The 12917-nt window shown below is 57.9% G+C and carries 10 protein-coding genes and 5 tRNA genes; 7 read left to right on the top strand and 8 right to left on the bottom strand.

The features are described from left to right. Positions 1-25 precede the first annotated feature (25 nt). The 7 genes from BK662_RS01960 to uvrB all read right to left on the bottom strand — a co-directional run bounded on the left by BK662_RS01960 (position 26) and on the right by uvrB (position 5230). Positions 26-565, bottom strand: a complete 540-nt coding sequence (locus BK662_RS01960) for a TetR/AcrR family transcriptional regulator (protein WP_123356279.1) — start codon at positions 563-565, stop codon at positions 26-28. 182 nt (positions 566-747) lie between these two features. Next, positions 748-823 (bottom strand) — tRNA-Glu (locus BK662_RS01955). Positions 824-903: 80 nt separating this feature from the next. After that, positions 904-979 (bottom strand) — tRNA-Ala (locus BK662_RS01950). 53 nt (positions 980-1032) lie between these two features. Further along, positions 1033-1108: transfer RNA gene (locus tag BK662_RS01945), tRNA-Glu, on the bottom strand. A gap of 79 nt (positions 1109-1187) precedes the next feature. Then, positions 1188-1263 (bottom strand) — tRNA-Ala (locus BK662_RS01940). A gap of 190 nt (positions 1264-1453) precedes the next feature. Further along, on the bottom strand, positions 1454-2935 hold the full coding sequence (gltX, locus tag BK662_RS01935) for a glutamate--tRNA ligase (RefSeq protein WP_123356277.1): 1482 nt from the start codon (positions 2933-2935) through the stop codon (positions 1454-1456). A 279-nt stretch (positions 2936-3214) separates the two neighbouring features. Next, positions 3215-5230: an excinuclease ABC subunit UvrB gene (gene uvrB / locus BK662_RS01930; protein ID WP_123356275.1), complete on the bottom strand. Its 2016-nt coding sequence runs from the start codon at positions 5228-5230 to the stop codon at positions 3215-3217. Between the two features lie 352 nt (positions 5231-5582). Here uvrB and BK662_RS01925 point away from each other — a divergent pair, with 352 nt between their 5' ends. Beyond that, positions 5583-6779: an amino acid aminotransferase gene (locus tag BK662_RS01925; RefSeq protein ID WP_123356273.1), complete on the top strand. Its 1197-nt coding sequence runs from the start codon at positions 5583-5585 to the stop codon at positions 6777-6779. 231 nt (positions 6780-7010) lie between these two features. Beyond that, positions 7011-7211 carry a hypothetical protein gene (locus BK662_RS01920; protein WP_007905992.1) on the top strand — a complete coding sequence of 67 codons (201 nt, stop codon included), beginning with the start codon at positions 7011-7013 and terminating at the stop codon, positions 7209-7211. On the opposite strand, the gene BK662_RS01915 is transcribed toward BK662_RS01920, so the two are convergent. Then, entirely contained in the window at positions 7208-7438 is a 231-nt protein-coding gene (locus BK662_RS01915) for a hypothetical protein (RefSeq protein ID WP_123356271.1), read from the bottom strand. The two genes, BK662_RS01920 and BK662_RS01915, sit on opposite strands and share 4 nt — an antisense overlap. 225 nt (positions 7439-7663) lie before the next feature. Here BK662_RS01915 and BK662_RS01910 point away from each other — a divergent pair. From BK662_RS01910 to BK662_RS01885, 5 genes are all read left to right on the top strand, one after another. Continuing rightward, a tRNA-Asn gene (locus BK662_RS01910) sits at positions 7664-7739 on the top strand. Positions 7740-7901: 162 nt separating this feature from the next. Further along, positions 7902-9224 (top strand): tyrosine-type recombinase/integrase, encoded by a 1323-nt coding sequence (locus BK662_RS01905; RefSeq protein WP_123356269.1) that lies wholly within the window; start codon positions 7902-7904, stop codon positions 9222-9224. Positions 9225-10134: 910 nt separating this feature from the next. Further along, positions 10135-11112: an integrase domain-containing protein gene (locus tag BK662_RS01895; protein WP_095965277.1), complete on the top strand. Its 978-nt coding sequence runs from the start codon at positions 10135-10137 to the stop codon at positions 11110-11112. Further along, entirely contained in the window at positions 11109-11384 is a 276-nt protein-coding gene (locus BK662_RS01890; protein ID WP_123356267.1) for a hypothetical protein, read from the top strand. The genes BK662_RS01895 and BK662_RS01890 overlap by 4 nt, the downstream gene beginning before the upstream one ends. 196 nt (positions 11385-11580) lie before the next feature. Beyond that, a partial coding sequence (locus BK662_RS01885) for a TOTE conflict system archaeo-eukaryotic primase domain-containing protein (RefSeq protein WP_375538980.1) occupies positions 11581-12917 on the top strand: 1337 nt, incomplete at its 3' end.

The raw sequence follows: 12917 nt of genomic DNA, 5'->3' as shown, positions 1-12917 counted from the left end.
ATCTCCTCAGGCTGACGCCTTTAGGTCATAACACCGCCGACTTGGCGGCGCGCAGCAATCGATCGGACAACTCTCCTGGCCCCAGCGCCCGCGCCAAAGCCAAACCACCGACCATCAAGGCCATGTCGGCCAAGGCTTTGTCGGCCTCTTCCGGGCTGGCCGCCAACTGAGCGGCCATCAACTCAACATGCTCATTCAATGCCACACGAAATTCGTCCGGCAGACGGCCCAACTCGCCGACCGACGCTGGAATCGGGCATGCCTGCTCGGTCGAATCACGGTGTTTGCGCGACAGGTAGAACGCCGCGACCAACGCGCGACGCTCTTCGCCGGTCAACTCGGCGTCCATGTCGGCGATCAAGGCACGACGATGGCTGAGCAGCTGCTTGAACGCTTCCAGCATCAATGCGTCCTTGCTTTCGAAATGCGCATAGAAGCCGCCGACCGTCAGCCCGGCCGCGCCCATCACTTCGCCCACGCTCGGCTCGGCCGGGCCGCGCTGGATCAGCGCTGCACTGGCAGCCTTGAGGATGCGTTCGCGGGTTTGAGCTTTTTTATCGTTCATCGTTGCCTCCGAATATTACGAATAGAATATTATTCTCATAATAATTTTCCGCAAGTCGTGAATGCGACCGCCGGTCTGAAGAACAGTTTGAGGAAAAAGGAGAGTTGGCCAAACGCCAGACAAACAAAAGGGCCATTCAATAATTGAATGACCCTTATAAAATCCCGCAGAGCGGGTAATCGTGGCGTCCCCTAGGGGACTCGAACCCCTGTTACCGCCGTGAAAGGGCGGTGTCCTAGGCCACTAGACGAAGGGGACGCAAAACCTTCTATACAACTGATCAGTGCTGAGAGCTGATCGATTCAAGGCCGGTGTGGCCAGACCTTGAACTGTAAAATTGGTGGAGCTAGACGGGATCGAACCGTCGACCTCTTGCATGCCATGCAAGCGCTCTCCCAGCTGAGCTATAGCCCCGGATTTTTCGCCTCGCGGCGGAGCGACATCTTGCAACATCGCTTCTGTAAAACTGGCGTCCCCTAGGGGACTCGAACCCCTGTTACCGCCGTGAAAGGGCGGTGTCCTAGGCCACTAGACGAAGGGGACGCAAACCCTTCTATACAACTGATCAACGCTGAGTGTTGATCGCTTCAAGGCCGGGGTGGCCAGACCTTGAAGTGTAAATTGGTGGAGCTAGACGGGATCGAACCGTCGACCTCTTGCATGCCATGCAAGCGCTCTCCCAGCTGAGCTATAGCCCCTCATCGCTGAGGACGGGGCGAATCTTAATGGCGCATCGGAAGGCTGTCAAACTTATTTTTAACAATTTCCAAAATTTTTTGTCGCCATAACAATCACTTACCGCCCTCCCCCCGAAAAACGGGGGTGGCGCCGAAGAGCAGGATCAAAAGATCGCAGCCTTCGGCAGCTCCTACGCAGGATCAAACGACCTTAGGCGATATTGCCCAACAGTTTTTCCCACTCCTTGTTTTCCTTCTTCGACACGCCGCCCAGCAGGTCGATGGCCTGACGCAGACGGAAACGGGTCAGGTCCGGACCGAGGATTTCCATCGCATCGAGTACCGACACCGAGCTGGCCTGCCCAGTGATCGCGGCGAACATCAGCGGCATCGCATCACGCAGCTTCAACTCCAGGGATTCGACCACCGCCTGAATGGTTGCAGTGATGCTGTCCTTCTCCCACTGACGCAGGCTTTCCAGCTTCCACAAAATCAACTGCATCAACTGACGAACCTGATCACCCGAGAGCTTTTTGGATTCGAATAGCTTGACGTCCGGGTTCACGCCACCGGCGAAGAAGAAGCCGGCCAGCGGTGCGACCTGGCTGAAGGTTTCAACCCTGCCCTGCACGTGCGGTGCGATTTTCATCATGTACTCAGGGTTCAGTGCCCACGTTTGCAGACGAGCGGCGAACTCTTCCACCGGCAGGTCACGCAACCACTGACCGTTGAGCCACGACAGCTTCTCGATGTCGAAAATCGGCCCACCGAGGGAGACGCGGCTCAGGTCGAAGTTGTCGACCATTTCCTGCAGGGAGAACTTCTCGCGCTCGTCCGGCATCGACCAGCCCATGCGGCCCAGGTAGTTGAGCATCGCTTCCGGCATGAAGCCCATGCGCTCGTAGAACGTCACCGAGGTCGGGTTCTTGCGCTTGGACAGCTTGCTCTTGTCCGGGTTACGCAGCAGCGGCATGTAGCACAGCTGCGGTTGTTCCCAGCCGAAGTATTCGTACAAGAGGATCAGTTTCGGTGCCGATGGCAGCCATTCTTCACCGCGCAGAACGTGGGTAATGCCCATCAAGTGGTCATCGACCACGTTGGCCAGGAAGTACGTCGGCAGGCCGTCGGTCTTCATCAGCACTTGCATATCCATGCGATCCCACGGGATCTCGACGTCGCCCCGCAGCATATCAGGCACCACGCACACGCCTTCGGTCGGCACTTTCATGCGGATGACGTGTGGTTCGCCAGCGGCCAGGCGGCGCGCGACTTCTTCCTTGGACAGCAACAGCGCACGGCCGTCGTAACGCGGGGTTTCGCCACGCGCCATTTGCTCGGCGCGCATCTGGTCCAATTCTTCAGCCGTGCAGAAGCACGGGAAGGCATGACCCATATCGACCAGTTGCTGGCAGTACTTCTGATAGATGTCGCCGCGCTCACTTTGACGGTAAGGACCGTGCGGGCCGCCGACGTCCGGGCCTTCGCTCCAGTCGATACCCAACCAGCGCAGGGCGTCGTAAATCTGCTGTTCGGACTCGCGGGTCGAACGCAGTTGGTCGGTATCTTCGATCCGCAGGATGAACTCACCGCCATGCTGCTTGGCAAAGCAGTAGTTGAACAAAGCGATGTAAGCGGTACCTACGTGGGGGTCCCCGGTAGGTGATGGCGCGATGCGAGTGCGGACGGTGGTCATGGCATGTCTCGAAAAGAATAAAAGCGAAGATCAAACAAGAGGCGAATGGTAACAGGCGATAGCCGCCCGGCTCCAGTGAGTGGGGTATTTACCTCCACATCACTCGTAGGCCGAGGTGGGTTGAGGGCTGGGGGGAAGCGCTTTAGCTGACGAATATGGCGTTCAGTCGTACGCCTTCGCGAGCAAGCCCGCTCCCACAGTAGACCGCGTCCGCCTGGACAACTCGGTCAACTGTGGGAGCGGGCTTGCTCGCGAAGAGGCCCTGTCAGACACCACAAATCAAACCGCGATCAACCGCTCCCGCAACTTGCCGATTTCGTCGCGCAACTGCGCGGCGGCTTCGAATTCCAGGTCGCGGGCGAGCTGGTACATCTTTTCTTCCAGCTGACGAATGCGTTTGCTGATCTCGCTCGGCGAGCGCAGTTCCGCCTCGTACTTGGCACTTTCCTCGGCGGCCTTGGCCATGCCTTTGCGCTTCTTGCTGCGCGAACCCGGCACGACCGCGCCTTCCATGATGTCGGCGACGTCCTTGAACACCCCCTTCGGCGTGATGTCGTTGGCCAGGTTGAAGGCGATCTGCTTGTCGCGACGACGTTCGGTTTCGCCAATCGCCCGCTCCATGGAACCGGTGATGCGATCCGCATACAGAATCGCCCGACCATTGAGGTTGCGCGCCGCCCGGCCGATGGTCTGGATCAGCGAGCGCTCGGAACGCAGGAAACCTTCCTTGTCCGCGTCGAGAATCGCCACCAGCGAGACTTCCGGCATGTCCAGGCCTTCACGCAGCAGGTTGATCCCCACCAGCACATCGAAGACGCCAAGACGCAAGTCACGGATAATTTCGACCCGCTCCACGGTGTCGATGTCCGAGTGCAGATAACGCACGCGCACGCCGTGGTCGGCCAGGTAATCGGTCAAGTCTTCGGACATGCGCTTGGTCAGCGTGGTCACCAGCACCCGCTCTTCCAGGGCCACGCGCTTGGTGATTTCCGAGAGCAAGTCGTCGACCTGAGTCAATGCCGGACGGATTTCGATTTGCGGGTCCACCAGGCCAGTCGGTCGCACCAATTGCTCGACCACTCGGCCGGCGTGCTCCGCCTCGTAATTGCCCGGCGTGGCCGAGACAAAAATCGTTTGGGGGCTGATGCTTTCGAACTCGTCGAAACGCATCGGCCGGTTGTCCAGGGCCGAGGGCAAGCGGAAACCGTACTCCACCAACGTCTCTTTACGGGAACGGTCACCTTTATACATGGCGCCGACTTGCGGCACGCTGACGTGAGATTCGTCGATCACCAGCAAGGCGTCCGCCGGCAGGTAGTCGAACAAAGTTGGGGGCGCCTGGCCGGACTCACGGCCCGAGAGGTAGCGCGAGTAGTTTTCGATGCCGTTGCAGTAGCCCAGTTCGAGGATCATCTCCAGGTCGAAACGGGTGCGCTGCTCCAGTCGCTGAGCTTCCACCAGTTTGTTATTGGCGCGCAGGTATTCCAGGCGCTCCTGCAATTCGACCTTGATCCCTTCGGTAGCTTCGAGCAGGGTTTCGCGCGGCGTCACGTAGTGGCTCTTCGGATAAAAGGTGAAACGCGGCAGTTTGCGGATGACCTCACCGGTCAGCGGGTCGAAGGCGGACAGGCTCTCCACTTCGTCATCGAACAGCTCAATGCGGATCGCTTCGAAATCGGATTCCGCCGGGTGGATATCAATCACATCGCCGCGCACCCGGAAGGTCGCCCGGGCGAAATCCATGTCGTTGCGGGTGTATTGCAGGTCGGCCAGGCGACGCAGCAGCGCACGCTGGTCGAGCTTGTCGCCGCGATCCACGTGCAACACCATCTTCAAATAGGTTTCCGGACTGCCCAGACCGTAGATGCACGACACCGTGGTGACAATGATTGCATCCTTGCGCTCCAGCAGCGCTTTGGTGGCGGACAGACGCATCTGCTCGATGTGGTCGTTGATCGAGGCATCCTTCTCGATGAAGGTGTCGGATGACGGCACGTAGGCTTCGGGCTGGTAGTAGTCGTAATAGGACACGAAGTATTCAACGGCATTGTTCGGGAAGAACGCCTTGAATTCGCCATACAACTGCGCGGCCAGCGTCTTGTTGGGCGCCAGCACCAGCGTCGGGCGCTGTATCTGGGCGATCACGTTGGCGATGCTGAAGGTCTTGCCCGAGCCGGTCACACCGAGCAACGTCTGGTGCGCCAGCCCGGCTTCAATACCCTCGACCATCAGGCGGATGGCTTCCGGCTGATCGCCGGCGGGCTCGAAGCGGGTGACTAGCTGGAATTCAGACATAAATACCTCTCGGTTCTCGGTGCGGGGATTCGCGCCTGTCCGGTCAAACCGGACAGCAACGAAAAAGACCGCAAACGACCGATGTCGCCCGAGGAAAAAACTGGATTGTGCTCAATGTGGAGCCGATTGCCATCGCTTTCAAGGCAAACGTCCTACATCGGGTAAAACCTTTGACGACATCACTCGACCAACGATCGAAAAATAATTCGAAAAACTTACCGTAAAAGCCGAATCGACTGTCGCCATCAATCGGTGATGGCCTCTATACTAGCTCCCCGTTTGTGCACCGCTCTAGTGCATTCGGCTGGAGCGCGACACGTCCCTCCACACTCCATTCAGAGCCGCCGCAATAATGAGCCTGTTCTCCGCTGTCGAAATGGCACCACGCGATCCAATCCTGGGCCTCAACGAAGCATTCAATGCCGATACCCGTACCAACAAGGTCAACCTGGGGGTTGGTGTTTACTGCGACGAGGAGGGGCGAATCCCACTCCTGCGCGCCGTTGTCGAAGCCGAGACGATTCGCGCCGCTCAACACGTTTCCCGTGGCTACCTGCCGATCGACGGCATCGCCGCCTACGACCAGGCTGTGCAGAAACTGCTGTTCGGCAATGATTCGCCGCTGATCGCCGCTGGCCGGGTCATCACCACCCAGGCCGTCGGCGGTACCGGCGCACTGAAAATCGGTGCCGACTTCCTCAAGCAACTGCTGCCGAACGCCGTCGTGGCAATCAGCGACCCGAGCTGGGAAAACCACCGCGCGCTGTTCGAAACCGCTGGTTTCCCGGTGCAGAACTATCGCTACTATGACGCTGCGACTCACGACGTTAACCGCGCCGGCCTGCTGGAAGACCTGAACGCCCTGCCGTCCGGCTCCATCGTTGTGCTGCACGCTTGCTGCCACAACCCGACCGGCGTGGACCTGAGCCCGGCGGACTGGAAAAACGTGCTGGAAGTGGTCAAGGCCAAAGGTCACGTGCCATTCCTCGACATGGCCTACCAGGGCTTTGGCGACGGCATCGATGAAGACGCCGCTGCCGTGCGCCTGTTCGCCGAATCGGACCTGACCTTCTTCGTTTCCAGCTCGTTCTCCAAATCCTTCTCGCTGTACGGCGAGCGCGTTGGCGCCCTGTCGATCGTCAGCGAATCGAAAGAAGAAAGCGCGCGCGTGCTGTCGCAAGTCAAACGCGTGATCCGCACCAACTACTCCAACCCGCCGACCCACGGTGCAAGCATCGTCGCCGCCGTGCTGAACAGCCCGGTCCTGCGCGCCCAGTGGGAAGAGGAACTGGCAGAAATGCGCCTGCGGATTCGCGGCATGCGCATCCAGATGGTTGACCTGCTGGCGAAAAACGCTCCACAGCGCGATTTCAGCTTCGTCGGTCGCCAGCGCGGCATGTTCTCCTACTCCGGCCTGACGGTTGAGCAAGTGACCCGTCTGCGCAACGAGTTCGGCATCTACGCCCTGGACACCGGCCGCATCTGCGTTGCCGCGCTGAACCAGAGCAACATCGACGCCGTGACCAAGGCCATCGTTCAGGTGATCTGAGTCGTCGCGTGATTGAAAACGGGAAGTCATATGGCTTCCCGTTTTTTATTTGTCTTTGATAATTCCCAGTTCAGCGACCGGTCGCTCTAGACTGCACGCAGATCAAAAATGTGGGAGCGGGCTTGCTCGCGAAAGCGGTCTATCTGTCACATGCTGGATGTGCCGCCACCTTCGCGGGCAAGCCCGGCTCCCACAGGTTATGAGTACACCCGAGAACTCTTGAGAACCCACATGAAAAACGATGACCTACGCGCCGACCGCGACGAGCTGGACCACTTCGTGCCCCGCTCCTCGGCCAAACGCGGTAATAACCTGGTGCTGCAAGTGGCTGCAGGCGTGTTCCTTGGCGGCCTGGCGTTGTGGCTGGTGCAACTGACCGCCACGATGCTGTACGCCAAGCTGATGCTCGGCACCATTACCTTCGGCGGTTAAGCCAGTTCGGTTGCACGCTGGCTGGCTGCGTCGTCATAGGCCACATAGAGCGACTCGGCCACCTGGCTTTTGATTGCCTTGGTGCTTTCCAGGCCCAAAACAAATCCTTCGGCCTTGCCGCCCGCGCGGTTCAATTCGTCAGCGGTGCCGGCCTGAGTGATGGCGTCGAACAGTTTCTCGGCGTGCGGGCCAACGCCTTTGGGCAGGCTGATCTGAGCGATGCTCATGCGAACACCCCACTGTTTTGAGGTGCGAGGCTTGGGTGATTCATGGCGCATACCTTTTCGGCTGAGGGCCGGCAGCGCGTGTCACCACTTCCGGGCGACCATGGTAGACCTCTACCGCGATTCTGGTAACCGCCAATGGCCGATAACCCCCTCTGATCCGATGAAAACATCAAACTGCCAACAGAGGCTTGACTTCTCTTTTTGAATCAGTAACATAGACGCCATTCCGCGATAGCTCAGTTGGTAGAGCAAGTGACTGTTAATCACTGGGTCCCTGGTTCGAGTCCAGGTCGTGGAGCCAGACAAGGTTCCAGAGAAGGCTTTCAAAATCTCTGAAACCCCCGAAAAACCCGCCTTCTGGCGGGTTTTTTCGTTTTGGCGTTCTGTCGGATTCCGGTGGATACCAGCCATTTTAAGGGTAGAGTTTGGGATAAAGGTCAGTTCGATAAAAGGGAGTACCCTTATGTCGCGCACTACTGCTCCACTCTCCGACGCCGCTTGCCGTTCGGCCAAGCCCACAGACCGCGCCTACAAGCTTTTCGACGGCGACGGCCTTTACCTTCTAGTCCAACCCAATGGCCGCAAAGGCTGGCGTCTCAGATACGTCAAACCTGATGGCCGGGAAGGATTGACCTCATTCGGCAACTACCCCATCGTTGGCCTCGCGGATGCGCGCCGCAAGCGCTTGGAGGTCAAGCGAATGCTGGCGGATGGCATTGACCCTATAGGAGCCAAGAACCAAGCCAAGACGGACGCTCTGATCAAAGGCCGCACCTTTGAAAGCGTTGCCCTCGGCTGGCACACGGAAATGTCAGCCAAGTGGGCACCGGACTATTCCAAGACAGTGATGAGTCGCCTCAAAACTCACCTCTTCCCGCTGATCGGCGCCCGCGCCATTGTCGACCTTGATACCCACGACCTTATGCGGCCCCTGGACGCGATTAAGAAGCGCGGAACGATAGACATTGCTTTAAGGGTACAAAACTACCTGCAGAGCATCATGCGCGAGGCAAAGCGCCTCCGGCTTATCACCGTAAACCCTGCTTACGACCTCGTAGGCTCGATCAAAGCCTCGCGGGTCGTCCACCGCCCCGCCTTATCCTTATCGCGCTTGCCTGAATTGCAGGAACGGATCGACACCTATAAAGGCCGCGCACTTACCCGGCTGACGGTCTTGCTGTCGCTGCACGTGTTTGTACGCTCCAGCGAGCTGCGCTTCGCCCGCTGGAGCGAGTTCGACCTCAAACGTGGTGTCTGGGAAATACCCGACACGCGACCAGCGTTGGAAGGCGTACCCTTTTCCACAAGGGGTACGAAGATGGCAGGCGATATCCATCTTGTACCCTTATCGCCGCAAGCGATCGCCCTGCTCGAGCAGATCCACGCAATCACAGGCAAATTTGACTTGGTGTTCGCAGGCGATACCAAGTCTTGGAAACCAATGTCCGAAAACACGGTGAACAGCGCGCTTAGGAAGATGGGGTACGACACCAAATCCGAGATCTGTGGGCATGGGTTTCGTTCGATGGCCTGCAGCGCACTGATCGAGTCAAGTTTGTGGACGGACACAGCCATCGAGCGGCAGATGAGCCACAAGGAACGCAACAACGTCCGCGCCGCCTACATCCACAAGGCCGAGTTCATCGAGGAGCGCAGGCTGATCATGAACTGGTGGAGTCGCTACCTTGAGGCTAATCAGCAGAAGCATGTCAGCCCACGCGAATTCGCCAATCAGACCGGCCCAAACGTCACTCGCTTAAAAGCAAAACGTGGCGCAACTGAGTAAGCGCTCGGCCTTCATATCTCAGCGATCCGCTTGTCCACGCGGGTCCATCCAAACAGGGCTGCAAAGCCGCCCTGCTTGGATGGACCTCACTTAAAAAATCTAAAGCCCACGCAACTGTCTGTGGAAAACCACTGATTTCCACCGGTGGATAATTTCATCCACAGCCGCAGAACTCCCGAAAATTCGAGACTTGACCCGAATTATCCACAGGCGTAGAAAAGATCGGGCAAAGCGCTGTCGTTGACAGCAACCCAGGTAGCCAGAACCTTTAAGGCTACGCCACACCGTGGTGGTTCTCCCAAAGTGCGATTAGCGTCCGGCGGCTCGCACGGTCACAGCGATGTGATGGATGCCTACTTCTACCAGAGTGCCACTGCGGCAACTCATACCCCTTTTTAGCTGCCCTGCAGCAACCTATCCGCGTGGCCATTTCATTGCGCCAACCTGCGCCCGTCTCTTTCTTCCGGAAAGAGACGGGCGCACCTACCACTGCTGCAGCCCACCTCGTACCAGGCTTTGCGGCATTCCCCCTCGTGACAATCGGCGCGACAAACACCGATGTCACCAGCAACAGCGATGCCGATGATGGTGCCGCAGCCCACGGAATGGACTGCACCTGACTGACAGTCAGGTATGCCCCGGTCGTCGCTTCACTGCCTTCACCTGACTCAGGATCTCGCGGCGCTGGTCTCGTCAGCCAATGCAGCCTCCACCCGCCCACTTCCTCGGAAGTGTTCAGGAGGCCAGATCATGAGATGCCCAAGCTCCCGGTCGTAAGGAGCCGCCAGTCCCGCGTTAGTGGACAACCCTCACAGGTCGCAGGGGCCTTGATCCCTGATAACACTCAACATTCTTGGCGGGATGACGTGGGGGAAGGTTTTAAGAGTTTGGCTTCGAGAGGAATGTGATCATGGCGTTGGTCGGTAGACGGGATGGGCGCAATTTTGGCTATGGTCGGCAGCTGAGCTATGCCGGGCCGCAAGCGCTAAAAGATCTGTTTGGCGGCGGGCATTACGGCACGGTGAAGGCGCACGGTGATCGCTGGCAGGCGTTTGTGCGCTGGTGTCGGTCGGAGGATGGCCCGGGGTTTAACGATGCTCGGCAGATTGATCGGCAGACCTTGCTGGATTACGCGGCGCATCTGCGTCACCTGGTTGAGCGCAGCGATCTCGCCATCGCTACCGCACAAAATCGGCTGTCCAGCGTGAATCGGACCATGGCTGCGCTTCGCGGTGATCAATATGTGAAAGTGCCAAGTCCGAGCAAGGCTTTGGGAACACAGCGCATCACCGTGCGCACGACAAATCCTCAAGGCCAAGATCACGAACACGTGATGCGCATCGTCGAAGCGCTCCGCGAACAGCATCCGCGTGCCGCCGCCATCGCTCAATTGGCACGTGCCACTGGCATGCGTCTGCGAGAAGCGATTCTGGCCGACCTACCGCGACTCAAGCGTGAAGCCGAACACTACGACAAGATCAACATCCAGGACGGCACCAAAGGTGGCCGCGGCGGCGCAACCGCGCCTCGTTGGATCACGGTGGATGACCATATTCGCGAAGCGCTCAGGTACGCCGAACAGGTCTCTCCCGACGGTAGCCGCAACCTCCTGGCACCGAACGAGAGCTACCTTGATTTCCAACGGGAAATCGTCCGCCCCGCCCGAGATATCCTCCATACGCACAACCTCAAAGGCTTCCACGAACTGCGCGCGGCTTATGCGTGCGAACGCTATGAGCAGATCACCCATCACCTAGCGCCCATCAACGGTGGCAGGTGCAGGCGCCTCGATCCACGCCTTGATCGAGAGGCCCGCTTACAAATCAGCTATGAGCTGGGACACGGTCGAATCGACGTGGTATCGGCGTACATCGGTGGTCGGGTATGAATAAACCATTCGATATGGAGATCTTCTTGGCTGGGGCACTGACTGGCGCACATGCCACACGCGAACGTCACATCCGCCAGGCCAAGACTATTCAAGCAGCCATTTCTGAACGCTGGAGCCGAGATAATCCATGGACATGGCAAAGAAAGCATCTCGTTTGGTTTTTGAACCATCACATGAGCTCAAACTCGAAATCGACGCGCTACTACTACCTGCTGATCACAAGCCTGATCACTCTGCGCCTAGGAAAATCCTGGAATTTTCCACGTTAGCCGAATGCCAGCAACTGCGCGCTCTGTATCCCTCACCGGCAGATTGAGCCAGCCAACGACTTGACGGGGATTAGGGCGGACCTCTTGAGCCCCTGAACCTAACCTCTGTTGTTTGATAACCTCTATGTATTACTGATGGACTGAGGGTTGTAGCTCGAGGCTACAGGCTTCACCTGAGACGTAGAGGCTGAAGGCGGTGATAAACAGTAGTCTGGTGGCGAAGCTAAGGGCTGAGAATGCAAGATTGGTTGCCTTGCTGGATGCTCATGGCATCGAATGGCGCCCGCCTGCTGAGCCAGTCAAGATAGCGATTGTCCAAGCAGAACAATCACAGCAACTCGATACTGATGGAAAGCTTGCCCTATTCCGAAGCTTGTTTCGTGGTAGGACGGACGTTTATCCCATCCGCTGGGAAAGCAAGGCAGGCAAATCAGGATACGCACCCGCTTGCGCAAACGAATGGAGGCCTGGCGTTTGTGAGAAGCCCCGAATTAAATGTGGCGACTGCGGTAACCGCCAGCTGCTTCCGCTGACCGATGAGGTGGTCTATCGCCATCTGGCGGGCGAAGTGGTCGTTGGTATCTACCCCCTACTCTCTGATGACACTTGTTATTTTTTGGCGGTCGACTTCGATGAGGCCGAATGGCGTGATGATTCCAAAGCTTTTGTGCAGTCATGCCATGAGCTGAACGTCCCGGTGGCGCTGGAAATATCGCGCTCAGGCCAAGGGGCTCATGGCTGGATTTTCTTTGAGCGTAATGTTCCTGCCTGCGATGCGCGCCGCCTCGGTGCCGCAATCATCAGTCATGCCTGTGAGCGCACCCGCCAGTTGGCGCTCAGCTCCTATGATCGACTGTTTCCAAACCAGGACTATATGCCCAAAGGCGGCTTTGGAAATCTCATCGCGCTCCCTTTGCAAAAGCGGGCCAGGGCCCAAAACAATAGCGTTTTTGTAGACGACTCGCTTGAGCCTCATCCTGATCAATGGGCCTTCCTGGCATCGATTCAGCGCATGAGTCCAGAAGATATCCAGCCCGTTATTATCCAGGCGATGGGTAATCGGGACCCTCTAGGGGTCGCCTATGTCGATGACGAAGGTGATGCAGAACCTTGGAAAGATCGTGAATCGAGATCACGTAAATTGACATGCCCGTTGCCTGCTGCTGTCAACATCACGCTGGCTAACTTAATTTACTTTGAAAAGTCGGAATTGCCACAGCCATTGGCAAACCAGCTTGTCCGGCTCGCTGCCTTTCAAAATCCTGAGTTCTACAAAGCTCAGGCCATGCGCATGTCAGTGTGGAACAAGCCAAGGATTATCGGCTGTGCCCAGAACTTCCCCAAACATGTTGCGTTACCACGTGGCTGTTTGGATGCTGCGCTGGAGCTTTTAGGGGAAAACGGGGTTACAGCTATTCTTAAAGACGAACGCTTCGCGGGCGACCCCATCGACGTGAGTTTTCTCGGGACCCTGCGTTCTTGTCAGTACCGATGCAAAACTGACCCACCCTACCGGTTGAAAACTGACCCACT

The organism is Pseudomonas frederiksbergensis, assembly GCF_003732275.1.
GTDB classification, from domain to species: Bacteria; Pseudomonadota; Gammaproteobacteria; order Pseudomonadales; family Pseudomonadaceae; genus Aquipseudomonas; species Aquipseudomonas frederiksbergensis_H.
The sequence above is the reverse complement of the archived record's forward strand: the minus strand, read 5'-3'. Positions and strand labels throughout refer to the sequence as shown.